This is a genomic window from Micromonospora sp. PTRAS2, assembly GCF_054052245.1.
Genome location: NZ_JBSWBU010000008.1, coordinates 235,994 through 249,109 on the forward strand (window position 1 = coordinate 235,994; position 13,116 = coordinate 249,109).

At 74.4% G+C, this 13,116-nt stretch carries 12 protein-coding genes; 10 read left to right on the forward strand and 2 right to left on the reverse strand.

The genetic code is table 11. The features are described from left to right. Positions 1-26: 26 nt before the first annotated feature. From ACVMYR_RS24010 to ACVMYR_RS24025, 4 genes are read left to right on the forward strand one after another with little or no spacing between them, the layout of a single operon-like run. Entirely contained in the window at positions 27-866 is an 840-nt protein-coding gene (locus ACVMYR_RS24010; RefSeq protein WP_077939782.1) for a cyclase family protein, read from the forward strand. After that, positions 859-2,295: an MmgE/PrpD family protein gene (locus tag ACVMYR_RS24015; protein WP_457122807.1), complete on the forward strand. Its 1,437-nt coding sequence runs from the start codon at positions 859-861 to the stop codon at positions 2,293-2,295. Before ACVMYR_RS24010 ends, ACVMYR_RS24015 begins: the two co-directional genes overlap by 8 nt. A 4-nt stretch (positions 2,296-2,299) precedes the next feature. Next, complete coding sequence (locus ACVMYR_RS24020; RefSeq protein ID WP_077939783.1) at positions 2,300-3,763, forward strand: dihydroorotase; 1,464 nt, start codon at positions 2,300-2,302, stop codon at positions 3,761-3,763. A gap of 4 nt (positions 3,764-3,767) precedes the next feature. Beyond that, positions 3,768-4,622 (forward strand): HpcH/HpaI aldolase/citrate lyase family protein, encoded by an 855-nt coding sequence (locus ACVMYR_RS24025; protein ID WP_457122808.1) that lies wholly within the window; start codon positions 3,768-3,770, stop codon positions 4,620-4,622. 13 nt (positions 4,623-4,635) lie between these two features. On the opposite strand, the gene ACVMYR_RS24030 is transcribed toward ACVMYR_RS24025, so the two are convergent. Next, a complete protein-coding gene (locus ACVMYR_RS24030; RefSeq protein ID WP_228986570.1) occupies positions 4,636-6,960 on the reverse strand; it encodes an exo-beta-d-1,3/1,6-glucosidase in 2,325 nt (774 codons plus the stop codon). A gap of 142 nt (positions 6,961-7,102) precedes the next feature. Between ACVMYR_RS24030 and ACVMYR_RS24035 the strand changes: the two genes are divergently transcribed. The 3 genes from ACVMYR_RS24035 (at position 7,103) to ACVMYR_RS24045 (ending at position 9,208) form a co-directional block, all read left to right on the forward strand. Next, positions 7,103-7,702 carry a DUF5134 domain-containing protein gene (locus ACVMYR_RS24035; RefSeq protein ID WP_457122809.1) on the forward strand — a complete coding sequence of 200 codons (600 nt, stop codon included), beginning with the start codon at positions 7,103-7,105 and terminating at the stop codon, positions 7,700-7,702. A 129-nt stretch (positions 7,703-7,831) separates the two neighbouring features. Then, entirely contained in the window at positions 7,832-8,665 is an 834-nt protein-coding gene (locus ACVMYR_RS24040; RefSeq protein ID WP_457122810.1) for an alpha/beta fold hydrolase, read from the forward strand. A 75-nt stretch (positions 8,666-8,740) separates the two neighbouring features. Then, entirely contained in the window at positions 8,741-9,208 is a 468-nt protein-coding gene (locus ACVMYR_RS24045) for a Dps family protein (RefSeq protein ID WP_396788574.1), read from the forward strand. A 152-nt stretch (positions 9,209-9,360) separates the two neighbouring features. On the opposite strand, the gene ACVMYR_RS24050 is transcribed toward ACVMYR_RS24045, so the two are convergent. Further along, complete coding sequence (locus ACVMYR_RS24050; RefSeq protein WP_396788573.1) at positions 9,361-10,083, reverse strand: hypothetical protein; 723 nt, start codon at positions 10,081-10,083, stop codon at positions 9,361-9,363. 345 nt (positions 10,084-10,428) lie between these two features. On the opposite strand from ACVMYR_RS24050, the gene ACVMYR_RS24055 reads away from it, so the two are divergent. From ACVMYR_RS24055 to ACVMYR_RS24065, 3 genes are all read left to right on the forward strand, one after another. Further along, positions 10,429-11,283, forward strand: coding sequence for an ABC transporter permease (locus ACVMYR_RS24055; RefSeq protein ID WP_198956743.1), 855 nt, complete (start codon positions 10,429-10,431; stop codon positions 11,281-11,283). Continuing rightward, positions 11,280-12,002, forward strand: a complete 723-nt coding sequence (locus tag ACVMYR_RS24060) for an ABC transporter ATP-binding protein (RefSeq protein WP_457122811.1) — start codon at positions 11,280-11,282, stop codon at positions 12,000-12,002. Before ACVMYR_RS24055 ends, ACVMYR_RS24060 begins: the two co-directional genes overlap by 4 nt. A gap of 88 nt (positions 12,003-12,090) precedes the next feature. Beyond that, positions 12,091-13,113, forward strand: a complete 1,023-nt coding sequence (locus tag ACVMYR_RS24065) for an ABC transporter substrate-binding protein (protein WP_158229494.1) — start codon at positions 12,091-12,093, stop codon at positions 13,111-13,113. Positions 13,114-13,116: the final 3 nt, after the last annotated feature.

Genomic DNA, 13,116 nt, shown 5'->3' on the forward strand with positions numbered 1-13,116 from the left:
GCCGAACCGCTGAAACGTGAGGAACCGTGACGACCACCGCCCGCCACGCCGACCGGCTGCTCGACGCCGTCCGCGCCGGAGTCGAGATCTACGACCTCGGCCGGCTGCTCTCGATCGGCATGCCCCAGTCGCCGAACCACCCGCCGTTCTGGCTGACCATGCCGCGCCGGCACGGTGACATGGTCCGCGCCGACGGCGGCTCGGCGGCCAACGACCTGCTGGTGATGGGCACCCACGTCGGCACGCACGTCGACGCCCTCGCCCACGTCTCCCACGACGGGCTGCTGCACGGCGGCGCGGACGCCGCCGCCGCCCAGTCCGGCGGGCGGTTCACCGAACTCGGCGTGCACACCGTCGCGCCGATGGTCCGCCGGGGCGTCCTGCTCGACGTCCCCGCCGCCCTCGGTCGGCCCGACTGCCCGGCCGGCTACGAGATCACCCCGGCCGACCTGGACGCCGCCGTCGACCGGCAGGGCACCCCCGTGGAGCCCGGCGACGTGGTGCTGATCCGCAGCGGCTGGGGCCGGCACTTCGACGACCCCGACCGCACCCGCTACGTCGGCCACGACTCCGGCGTGCCGGGCGTGGGTGCCGACGGGGCGCGGTGGCTCGCCGCGCACGGCGTGCACGCCGCCGGGGCCGACACCATCGCCTTCGAGTGCCTGCGCCCCGGCCAGGGCCACAGCAGCCTGCCCGCGCACCGGATCCTCCTGGTCGAGCACGGCGTCTACCTGATCGAGGCGATGGCGCTGGAGGAACTCGCCCGCGACGCGGTGCACGAGTTCACCTTCGTGCTGGCCCCGCTGCCCCTGTACGGGGCCACCGGCTCGCCGGTGCGCCCGCTGGCGGTGGTCGGCCGTGGCTGAGCCGACCCTCGGGCGGGCCCTGGCCGCGTTCGCCGCCGACACGCCCGCCGCCGCGCTGCCCGCCGCCGTCGTCGACAGCGTCCGCCAGCGGGTGCTCGACGTCGTCGGGCTCTGCGTGGCCGCCGTCGACCTGCCGAGCAGCCGGGCCGCCCTGGCGTACGTCCGCGACCAGGGCGGGCGGGGGCAGGCCCGGGCGATCGGGGTCGTCGACCCGGTGCCCGCCGCGCTGGCCGCGTTCGCCAACGGGGTGCTCGCGCACTCGCTGGACTACGACGACACCCACCTGCCGTCGGTGCTGCACCCGAGCGCGTCGGTGGTGCCGGCCGCGCTCGCCGCCGCCGAACTCACCGGCGCGTCCGGCCGGGAGACCGTCGCCGCCGTCGCGGTGGGCCTGGAGGTGTGCGTGCGGCTCGGCATGGCCGGCTACGACCGCGCCGCCGGCAACTCGGTCTTCTTCGAGCACGGCCAGCACGCCACCTCCATCTGCGGCACCCTCGGCGGGGCGGTCGCCGCCGCCCGGCTGTTCGGGCTGGACGCCGGGCGCACCCTCGACGCGCTGGGCGTGGCCGCCTCCATGGCGGCCGGGCTGATCGAGGCCAACCGCACCGGCGGCACCGTCAAGCGGATCCACTGCGGCTGGGCGGCGCACTCGGCGGTGAGCGCGGCGGCCCTGGCCCGGCACGGCATCACCGGCCCGCCCACCGTCCTGGAGGGCCGGTTCGGCTTCTTCGAGGCGTTCCTGCGCGGCGAGTACGACCCGGCGGAGATCACCGCGGGGCTGGGCGTCGACTGGGCGGTGCCGGACATCTTCTTCAAGCCCTACCCGGCCAACCACTTCACCCACGCGGCCATCGACGCGGCCCTGGCGCTGCGGCGACGCGGCGTACGCCCGCCCGACGTCGAGTCGGTCACCCTCGGCGTGCCCACCCCGGTCATCCGCACCATCGGGCAGCCCATCGACCGCAAGCGCCGCCCCACCACCGGCTACGAGGCCCAGTTCAGCGGCCCGTACGCGGTCGCCGCCGGCCTGCACGGCGGCGGGGTGCTCGGCGTCGGCCCGGACGACTTCACCGACGCCCTCGCCGTCGAGGAGTCCCGCCGGGCCGTGATGGCGCGCGTCGACGTGGTGCCCGACGAGCGCTGCGACGCGATCTTCCCGCACCAGTTCCCGGCCGTGCTGCGCGTGGTCACCCGCGACGGCCGGGAGTGGACCGAGGAGGTCCTGGCCAACCGGGGCGGGCCGGCCCGCCCGCTGACCACCGCCGAGCTGGCCCTGAAGTTCCGGCACAACGTCGCCGGCCGGCTGCCCGCCGACGTCGCCGGGGCCGTCGAGCGGGAGATCGCCGCCCTCGACACCGCCACCGACGTGCGACGACTGGCCGGCCTGCTCGCCGCCGCCGCCGCGGCACCCGACACCCGACAGGAGTGAGCGCATGACCACCTTCGACCTGCTGCTGCGCAACGTGCGCCTGGTCCGGCACGACCGGCCCGACACCGAGACGGTGGACATCGGCGTCACCGCCGGCACGGTCACCCGCGTCGCGCCGGGCCTCGACCCGGCCGACGCCGCGACCGTGCACGACGGGCAGGGGAAGCTCGCCTTCCCCGGCGTCGTCGACGCCCACCAGCACTGGGGCATCTACAACCCGCTCGCCGAGGACACCGCCTCGGAGAGCCGCGCCAGCGCCCAGGGCGGCGTCACCACCGCCCTGACCTACATGCGCACCGGGCAGTACTACCTCAACCGGGGCGGCCGGTACGAGGACTTCTTCCCCGACGTGCTCGCCGCCAGCGCCGGGCGCTCCCACATCGACTACGGCTTCCACCTGGCCCCGATGATGCGCGAGCACATCGACGAGCTGCCCGACCTGGTCGACCGGTTCGGGGTGACCTCCTTCAAGATCTTCATGTTCTACGGCGGGCACGGCCTGCACGGCCGCTCGGCCGACCAGAACTCGTTCCTGATGATCCCCGAGGGCGAACGCTACGACTACGCCCACTTCGAGTTCGTGATGCGCGGCGTGCAGGCGGCCCGGGAACGCTTCCCCGAGCTGGCCGACCAGATCTCCCTGTCGCTGCACTGCGAGACCGCCGAGATCATGAGCGCCTACACCCGACAGGTGGAGCAGGAGGGCCGGCTGCGCGGGCTGGAGGCGTACCACGCCTCCCGGCCGCCGCACTCCGAGGGGCTCGCCGTCTCCATCGCCTCGTACCTGGCCCACGAGACCGGCCTGCCCACCATCAACCTGCTGCACCTGTCCTCGGCCAAGGCGCTCGACGCGGCCCTGCGGATGGCCGAGGCGTTCCCGCACATCGACTTCCGCCGCGAGGTGACCATCGGGCACCTGCTGGCCGACATCACCACCGCGCACGGCCTCGGCGGCAAGGTGAACCCGCCGCTGCGCCCGCGCGCCGACGTCGAGGCGCTCTGGGCCCACCTCCTCGACGGGCACGTCGACTGGGTGGTCAGCGACCACGCCTGCTGCAAGGACGAGGTCAAGTTCGGCGAGCCCCGCGACGACGTCTTCGTCGCCAAGTCCGGCTTCGGCGGGGCCGAGTATCTGCTGCCCGGCCTGCTCACCGAGGGCCGCCGCCGGGGCCTTCCGCTGTCGCGGGTCGCGGAGCTGACCTCGTGGAACCCGGCCCGCCGCTTCGGCCTGGCCGGCAAGGGCGCCGTCGCCGAGGGCTACGACGCCGACCTCTGCCTGGTCGACACCGACCACACCTGGACGGTACGGGCCGCGGACTCCGAGTCCACCCAGGAGTACACGCCGTTCGAGGGCTTCGAGCTGACCGCCCGGGTCACCGACACCTTCGTCCGGGGCGAGCACGTCCTCGTCGACGGCAAGGTCACCGGCAGCCCCCAGGGTCGCTACGTGCCCCGGGCCGGGCGGTAGCGCCGTGGCAGCTGTCGCCCGCAGCTACCTCTACGTCCCCGGGGACCGGGAGGAACTGCTGCGCAAGGCCCCCGGCCGGGGTGCCGACGCGCTCGTGCTCGACCTGGAGGACGCCGTCACCCCGGCCCGCAAGGCCGAGGCTCGCCGCGCGGTCGCCGCCGCGCTGGCCGCCCCGGCCACCACCGAGACCTGGGTACGGATCAACAGCGACCAGGTCGACGCGGACGTCGCGGTGCTCTCCGCGGCGGCGGCCGGGGTGTGGGTGCCGAAGGCGGAACCGGAGCTGCTGGCCGAGGTCGACCGGGCGCTGGCCGGGGCGGAACGCCGGCTCGGGCTGACCGAGGCCACCTTCGCGGTCGTCGCCCTGATCGAGACCGCCCGGGGGATCCTCACCTGCCCGCAGGTCGCCGCCGCGCCGAGGGTGCTGCGGCTCGGGCTCGGCGAGGCGGACCTGGCGGGGGAACTGGGCCTGCAACCGGGGCCGGACCGGGCCGAACTCGCCCCGATCCGCTCGCAGGTCGTGGTCGCCTCCGCCGGGGCGCGGATCGTCGCGCCGGTCGGCCCCGTCGAGACGACGCTGCGCGACCCGGACCGGCTGGAGGCCGGCACGCGGACGCTGCTGCGCCAGGGCTTCCGGGCGCGCAGCGCCATCCACCCCGGCCAGCTCGCGACCATCAACGCCGTCTTCACGCCCGGCCCGGCGGAGGTGGCCGCCGCCCGGGAGGTGGTCGACGCGCTGGACCGGGCCGCCCGCGACGGCTCCGGCGTGGCGACCGACGCCCACGGCAGGCTGCTGGACCGGGCGGTGATCCGCGCCGCCACGGAGGTGCTGCGCCGCGCCGAGCGGCACGCCGGCTGAACCGCCCCCGGCCTCAGCCCGCCGGCCGCACGGTGAACGGGGCCCGCAGCAGCGTCTCGTCCCGCGACGACGGGCCGACGAGCAGCGTGAAGTCGCCGGGCTCGACCACCCGCACGCCCCGGCCGTCGACGATGGCGCAGTCGGCGACGGGGACGTCGATCCGCACCGTGGCGCTCCGCCCGGGCTCCAGCTCCACCTGCCGGAACGCCTTCAGCTCCTTGTCCGCCCAGCTCACGGAGGTGACGTCGTCGCTGACGTACGCCTGGACGGTCTCCAGGACCGGCCGGGTCCCGGTGTTGCGGACGGTGACCTCGGCGCGGACGGTGTCCGTCGGCGCGAGGTCGCCCGGGGCGACCCGCAGGTCGGCGTACTCGACGGTCGTGTACGACAGGCCGTCGCCGAAGGCGAAGGCGGGGCGCTGGGTCAGGTCGGCGTAGCGGGAGCCGTGCTGGCCACGGATCTGGTTGTAGTAGGTGGGCTGCTGCCCGACGTGCCGGGCGAACGAGATGGGCAGCCGCCCGGCGGGCTCGACGAGGCCGAGCAGCAGCTCGGCGATCGCCCGGCCGCCCCGCATGCCCGGGTTGGCCACCCAGAGCAGGGCGGCGGCGTCGAGCGCCGAGTCGGGCAGCACCAGCGGCTTGGACGCGAGCAGCACGACGACCATCGGCGTGCCGGTCGCGGCGAGGGCGTCCAGCAGGGCGATCTGCCCGCCGACCAGGTTGAGCGTCGCGGTGCTGCACCCCTCGCCGACCAGCTCGATGCGGTCGCCGACGACCGCGACGACGTAGTCGGCCCCCTCGGCGGCGGCGACCGCCTCGGCGATCAGCGCCGTGTCCGGCGGGCAGGGCAGGACGACCTGCGGGCGGGGCTGGCCGTCGGGGAACAGCGCCCCCTCGGGGTCGGGGGCCATGGTGAGGATGTCGGCGCCGCGCGCGTGGGTGACCGCCCAGCCGGCGGGCACGTGGGCGCGCAGCCCGTCGAGGACCGTGGTGATCATGTCGCGGGGCTGGCCGTCGCGCATCCAGTCGGCCTGCCCGGAGGAGCCGGCCCAGTCGCCGAGCTGGGTCTGCGCGTCGTCGGCGAGCGGGCCGACGACCGCGACCGTGCGCGGCGGGCCGCCGTCGCCCCGGGCGCGCCCGGCGTCGTCGGCCGCGAACCCGCCCGCGAGCGGGAGCACCCCGTCGTTGCGCAGCAGCACCAACGACCGGCGGGCGACCTCCAGGTTGAGCGCGGCGTGCGGCGCGCTGCCGATCACCGCGCGTTGCCGGGCGACGTCGGGCCGGCGGGGGTCCTCGAACAGGCCCAGCTCGAACTTCAGGGCCAGGATGCGGGAGACGGCGTCGTCGAGGTCCGACTCGACCAGCAGACCCCGCGCGACCGCGTCCTGGGCGCCCTGGAAGAACTGCGGGGTGGTCATGATCATGTTGTTGCCGGCGCGGACGGCCGCGGCGGCGGCGTGCGCGTGGTCGGGCTGCACCCGCTGCTCCCAGACCATCCGGCCCACGTTGTCCCAGTCGGTGACGAGCATGCCCGTCCAGCCCCACTCGCCGCGCAGCACGTCGGTCAGGAGCCAGTCGTTGACGGTGATCGGCACGCCGTCGGTGCTCTGGTAGCCGAGCATGAACGTGCGGCACCCCTCGCGCGCCACCCGCTCGAACGGCGGCAGGAACCACGCGCGCAGCTTGCGCCGCGACAGGTCCGCCTCGGTGGCGTCCCGGCCGCCCTGGGTCTCGGAGTAGCCGGCGAAGTGCTTGGCGGTGGCCAGGACGGCGGTCGGGTCGGCCAGGTCCTCGCCCTGGTAGCCGCGCACCATCGCGGCGGCAAGCTCACCGATCAGGAACGGGTCCTCGCCGAACGTCTCGTCGACCCGGCCCCAGCGCAGGTCCCGGGCGATGCACAGCACGGGGGAGAAGGTCCAGTGCACGCCGGTCGGGGCCACCTCGACGGCGGTGACGCGCCCGACCCGCTCGACGAGCTCCGGCGACCAGGTGGCGGCCATGCCGAGCTGGGTGGGGAAGATCGTCGCGCCGGGGAAGAACGAGTGCCCGTGGATGCAGTCCTCGCCGACCAGCAGCGGGATGCGCAGCCGGGTGCGCGCGGTCAGCTCGTGCGCCTCGACCACCCGCGCGGGGGAGGTGTGCAGGATGGACCCGACGTGCCTGCCCAGGATGTGGTCGGCCAGGTCGCCGTGGGAGTCGAGCTGCATCATCTGGCCGACCTTCTCCGCCAGGCTCATCCGCCCGAGCAGGTGGGCCACCCGCTGCGCGGTCGGCCGGGTCGGGTCCAGGTGGGGCAGGTCGTCGCTGATCGGGTCTGCGATGCTCCGGGACGCGGTCACCGCCCGACCGTACACACCTCGGCCGGTCCCGTGTGGACGCAGAGGGCAACTTCGCGCACAGACGCCGGCTCCCGCGCCGACTACCGTCGGCCCTGACCGCCTGCCCACGGGCTCGGACCGGTCGGACGAGGGGAGCAAGCCCATGGTGTTCCCGGCGCTGCAATGGCCGATGACGCTGGCCCTGATGGCCGTGACGTCCTACCACGGGTTCCGGTTCCTGGGCCCGGCGTCCGCGCGGGCGGGATCGGGTCGGGCCGCCCGGTGCCGGATCGCCGAGGGCGTGCACCTGCTCATGGGCGTGGCGATGACCGCGATGGTGTGGGCGCTCGGGGTGCCGCAGGCGGTGTGGCTCGTCCTGTTCGTGCCGGCCGGGGTCTGGTTCGCGGCGCTGACCGCACGCCGCCCGGCGGCACTCGGCTCGCGGGCGGCCACCGGATACTTCGCCCTCGCCTCGGCGGCGATGGTGTGGATGACCGGCCTGCCGGGCGGCCACGCCGGGCCGCACGGCCAGCACGGCGCGGCCACGTCGGCGGGCTGGTGGCCGCCGTTGGTCAGCGTGGCCTTGGGCGGGTACCTGCTGCTCGCCGCGGGCTGGTGGGCGGCCCGGGGCGTACGCCTGACCCCGGCCTGGCGCGACCACGTGCCTGCCGGCCGACCGGGGGTGGCCGGGGCGCGGGCCGAGGGCCTCTGCCACGCCACGATGGGCGTGGTGATGGGCCTCATGCTGCTGGCGACGGTGTAGGCGTGCAGTTCTGCGTGTCTTCTTCGTGGTGTGGGCCGCGCCGCGCCGGTTGACTCGACGGCAGGTCACGCACGGCGCGACGGGGGCGTCGACGGGCCCACGGTTCCCACTCAGCACCAGGAGCGGCACATGCCCTACGTCACGGTCGGCGAAGAGAACCGCGGCGACATCGACATCTACTACGAGGACCACGGCACCGGCGCGCCCGTCGTGCTCATCCACGGCTACCCGCTCGACGGGGCGTCCTGGGAGAAGCAGTCGCGGGAGCTGCTCGCGGCCGGCTACCGGGTGATCACGTACGACCGGCGCGGGTTCGGCAAGTCGAGCCAGCCGACCGTCGGCTACGACTACGACACTTTCACCGCCGACCTGCACACCCTGCTGGAGCACCTGGACCTGCGCGACGTCGTGCTGGTCGGCTTCTCGATGGGCACCGGCGAGGTGACCCGCTACCTCGGCACCTACGGCTCGGGCCGGGTGCGCAAGGCGGTGCTGATGGGCGCGGTGCCGCCGTTCCTGCTCAAGACCGACGACAACCCCGAGGGCGTCGACGCGCAGGTCTTCGCCGACATCAAGGCGGCGGTGGTGGCCGACCGGCCCGCGTACTTCAAGAGCTTTCTCGACAACTTCTACAACGTCGACGTGCTGGGCGGCACCCGGATCAGCGACGAGGCCTGGCAGAACAGCTTCATCACCGCGGTCGGCGCGTCGGCGTACGCCGCGTACGCCTGCGTCGACACCTGGTTGACCGACTTCCGCGCCGACCTCGGCAAGATCGACGTGCCGACGCTGCTGCTGCACGGCGACGCCGACCGGATCCTGCCGATCGACGCCACCGCCAACCGGCTGCCGGAGCTGATCGCCGACCTGCGCTACGAGGTGATCCCGGGCGGCCCGCACAACATCGCCTGGACGCACCCGGAGCTGGTCAACCGCTACCTGCTCGACTTCATCGCCGCGTGAGCGGTCCGGCCTCGCCCACGGTGGTGCCGGTGCACGGCGCGTGCGCCGCCCCACTCACCTGAACGGAGAACAACCATGGCCGTTGTCGACGGCATCCTCGACTCCACGGACCGCAAGACCACCGGCGAGGCGCTGCAGCAGGCGCTGGCGGACCTGATCAACCTGGGGATGCTGGCCAAGCAGGCGCACTGGAACCTGGTCGGTCCCCACTTCCGCAGCCTGCACCTGCAACTCGACGAACTCGCCGACCTCGCCCGCCGGTACGCCGACGAGGTGGCCGAGCGGGCCGCCGCCGTCGGGTTCAACCCCGACGGGCGGGCCGCGACGGTCGCCGCCCAGTCGACGCTGCCGGCCCTCGACCACGGCGACGTCGAGGAGGGCACCGCCGTCGAGGTCGTGGTCGACGCGCTGTTCGCCCTGATCCGCACGCTGCGTCAGGCGGTGGCCGACACCGCGACCAGCGACCCGATCTCGCAGGACCTGCTCATCGGGGCCACCGCCGCCGTGGAGCAGCAGCACTGGCTGTTCCGCGCCCAGCGCTGACCCCACCCGCCGCGCCCGCCTCCGCTCCCGGGGGCGGGCGCGGTCGTCGTCAGTCCTCGTCGGCTGGGCTGGGGCGGTTCTGCGCGCGCGGAAACCGGGGTGAATCTTGGAAGATTTCGGCCCCCAGAGGGGCCCATTGCTTCCAAGATCTCCTACCTCCGGCCCGCGCCAGCCCGCGTCGGCGTCGGCGTGGCGTCGGGCTGCGCGGTCCCGCCGGGGCGGGCGGCGCGAGCCTGTCGTCGCCGCAGCACCAGCCACGTGCCGAGGATGATCAGGGAGATCAGCGGCGCCGGGTGGCCGAGCAGCGCGGCGACGGTGAGGTCGGCGGCCACGCCGACGACGGTGGCCACGAAGACCCAGCGCGGCGCGGTCCCGGCGACCTGCCGCCGGTCCGCCGGCATCCAGCGGGTCGTCGACCAGGGCTTGGCCACGGACACCCAGGCCTGGAAGGCGATGGCGCCGGCCATCAGCGCCGAGCCGACGGCCAGCGGCACGGCGGGACCCCGCGCGCCGGTGGTGGCCGCCGCCGCCGAGTCGGCCAGTGCCGAGCCGAGGACGAAGATCCCGAGGTGGAGCTGGACCAGGGTGATCACGAACTTCACCAGCACCCAGCGGTAGCGGAAGAAACCCCAACCGGTGGCGGCGGCGAGCATGAACCCGGTGAACGCCGAGGCGTTGGCCAGCGGCGCGAGCAGGCGTCCGTCGAGCACCTGCGCCATGGACGTGGCGGCGACGGCCACGTCCCGGTCGGGCGTGGTGAGGCTGGTGGTGAGCAGCACGCAGAGGGCGAGGGCCTGCGCCATCCAGCCCACCGACGTCGTCACGTGCAGCCACAGCGCGAGCTGACGCCAGCGCCGTACGGAGAGTGAAGCCATGGGCCCACGCTCGCAGGGGGCCGCTCGCCCGGCCAGGGGAGAAAACCCGGGACCGGTGGGCCGGCCGCCCCGGACCCTCCTCAGGGGACCCCCTACGGAAGTCGGGTGGGGGCGCAGCTCCGGGCGGGGGCGAGCCGGCGCGGCGAGGGCGCGCGGTTGACGGACGGTCACGGCTCACACGCTGTCGGCTACCCGACACCCGCTGTCTCGATGGGTGAGATGCGTCTTGCTACCCTACTAATCCTACCGGCAGGATAGGGAATCGGAGATCGGTGCGTACGCACTGGTCAATGACCTGCCGCGGTCGAGGACGACGCGACCCGCGTACCGAAAGATGGGATGTCGATGACCGTCACGCACCCTGTCGTCGCCGAGGAGGTCGCGCTCGGCGGCGGGCGGTCGCCCGCCCCGCCGGGCCGCCCGCCCGCCGCCGACGTCGTGGGACGCCTCACCCGGCCGCTGCCCGCGCTGCTGCTCGTCGGCCTGCTCGCGGCCGGCTGGCAGCTCATGGCCGACGCCTCCGGCAGCGCGCTGATCCCCGGCCTCGGCGACGTCGCCCGGAACCTGGTCGACATCGCCGCCAGCGGCGCGCTGTGGGACAACGTCCGGGTCACCCTCACCCGCGTCGCGTTGGGCTTCGCGGCGGCGTTCGTCGTCTCCGTCGCCGCCGGCATCGCGATGGGCCGCAGCGAGTGGCTGCGCCGCTTCCTGGAGCCCGCCGTCCTCATCGGACTGGCCACCCCCGGCCTGGTCAAGGCCCTGCTGTGCGTGATCTGGTTCGGGGTGAGCCTGCTCAACCCGATCCTCACCGTGGCGCTCGCGGCGGCCCCCGCGCTGACCATCAACGTCGCGCAGGGCGTCCGCTCGGTCGACCCGGCGCTGGGCGAGATGGCGCACGTCTACCGCCTCGACGCGCTGACCCGGCTGCGGTACGTGTGGCTGCCCGCCATCGTCCCCGACCTGTTCACCGGGGCGCGGCTGGGCATCGCGATGGCCTGGAAGGTCATCGTGCTGGTGGAGATCTTCGGCCTCGCCGACGGCGTCGGCTACCAGCTCAACCTGGAGTTCTCCCAGCACAACGTGGCCGGCGTGCTCGCCTGGACCGTCGCCTTCGCGCTGGTCATGGCCGCCATCGAGTACGGGCTGCTGCAGACCCTGGAACGGCGCGCGGTGCGCTGGCGGCGGGTGGCGCTGCGATGAGCGTGCGGATCAGCCTCGACGGCGTCGACAAGGCGTTCACCAACCGGCGCACCGGCGAGCGGCAGCAGATCTTCCGCGACTTCTCCCTCACCCTCGCGCCCGACGAGCTGGTCGCCGTCGTCGGCGGCTCCGGCACCGGCAAGACGACCCTGATGCACCTGATCGCCGGCCTGGAACGCCCCGATGCGGGCACCGTCTCCACCGGCGGCGGGCGGCCCCGCCTCGGCATGGTGTTCCAGCAGCCCCGCCTGCTGGACTGGACCTCCGTCGAGACCAACGTGCGGCTCGCCGCGACCGCGGCCGGCATCGACGCCGCCGAGGTCGCCCCGATCCTCGCCGCCGTCGGCCTGACCGAGTACGCCCGGTCGTACCCGTCGGTGCTCTCCGGCGGGCAGCGCCAGCGCGTCGCCGTGGCCCGCGCGTTCGTCGTACGCCCGGAGGTGCTGCTGCTCGACGAGCCGTTCAGCGCGCTGGACGAGCTGACCGCCCGCCGCCTGCGGCTGCTGCTGCAACAGCTCTGGCTGCGCACCCCGCGCACCGGCCTGCTGGTCACCCACAACGCGCTGGAGGCGGCCTTCCTCGCCGACCGGGTGGTGGTCCTCGGCGGACGCCCCGCCGAGGTGGTGCGGGAATACCGCATCGACCGCCCGCGCCCCCGCAGCCCCGAGGACCCCGAACTGTTCGATGTGCACCGCCGCATCGTTGCCGCCCTCACCTGAGCCCGCCCCATCCCCGGCGCGGCCACCGGCCCGCCGCCCTCACCCCTCGGGCCGGGCACCCACCTGATTCACCCTGGAAGGAACCACCGTGTCCACGACACCCCTCACCCGACGATCCCTGCTGCGCGCCGCCGGGCTCCTCGCCGGCGGCGCCGGCGCGGCCACCCTGCTGACCGCGTGCGGCGCCGACGAGCCGGCCGCCGCCGGTGGCGGCGGCACCCGCAGCGCCAAGGTGCAGCCCCGCAGCCCCGGCACGGCGGGGGCGATCCGCGACTCCGTCGCCGAGCAGTTCGGCCTGGAGGCCAAGCACGGGCTCCGCCTCGACCGCAAGGCCGGCGGCGGCCCCGGCGCGGGGCAGGAGCAGCTGCTCACCGGCGTGCTCGACATCTACGCGTTCGGCCCGCTGGGCGCGACCGAGGTGAACACCAGCGGCCACGACGTGGTCATCGTCGGGCCGTCGCTGTGGAACCACGGCCGCTGGATCGTCCCGGCCGACAGCCCGTACCAGAGCATCGCCGACCTCAAGGGCAGGAAGGTCGGCGTGCAGCCGCCCAGCAGCGACACCTACCGGGCGGCGGCGCTGGCCTCGGCGGTCAACGGCATCCGCTTCGACCGGGAGTTCAAGCTGTTCACCGGGCAGCCCATCGCCAACCTCGCGCTCTACGAACGCGGCGACCTCGACGCGATCATCGCGATCGAGCCCAACGCCACCCGCCTCGTCGGCTCCGGCAACCGGCAGCTCGCCTCCGTCGGCGAGTTGTGGCAGAAGGGGACCGGCGACAGTAGCCCGCTGTTCCTCAACGGCACCGCCGTGCGCCGCGACTGGCTGGCCGCCAACCGGGAGACCGCGAAGGCGTACGTCGACTTCACCCTGGAGGCCTGGCGGCTGATCAAGCAGGACCCGGCCCTGATCGGGAAGTACCACGCCGACTACGGCGTCCCCGCCGAGGAGAAGAAGGCCATCGAGCTGCTGCCGGAGCGGCTCGCCCCCGTCTACGCCGACGTGTGGGACGACACCGTCTTCGCCAACCTGGAGAAGCAGATCGACCTGGCCATCGAGGTCGGCGTGCTGAAGAAGCGGGCCGACAAGCCGGTGTACGAGAAGCTCTGAGCC

Coding starts and splice junctions, on each gene's coding strand:
- ACVMYR_RS24020 (WP_077939783.1), top strand. CDS start 2,300: ATGACCACCTTCGACCTGCTGCTGCGCAACGTGCGCCTGGTCCGGCAC.
- ACVMYR_RS24035 (WP_457122809.1), top strand. CDS start 7,103: ATGGTGTTCCCGGCGCTGCAATGGCCGATGACGCTGGCCCTGATGGCC.
- ACVMYR_RS24040 (WP_457122810.1), top strand. CDS start 7,832: ATGCCCTACGTCACGGTCGGCGAAGAGAACCGCGGCGACATCGACATC.
- ACVMYR_RS24045 (WP_396788574.1), top strand. CDS start 8,741: ATGGCCGTTGTCGACGGCATCCTCGACTCCACGGACCGCAAGACCACC.
- ACVMYR_RS24050 (WP_396788573.1), bottom strand. CDS start 10,083: ATGGCTTCACTCTCCGTACGGCGCTGGCGTCAGCTCGCGCTGTGGCTG.
- ACVMYR_RS24055 (WP_198956743.1), top strand. CDS start 10,429: ATGACCGTCACGCACCCTGTCGTCGCCGAGGAGGTCGCGCTCGGCGGC.
- ACVMYR_RS24060 (WP_457122811.1), top strand. CDS start 11,280: ATGAGCGTGCGGATCAGCCTCGACGGCGTCGACAAGGCGTTCACCAAC.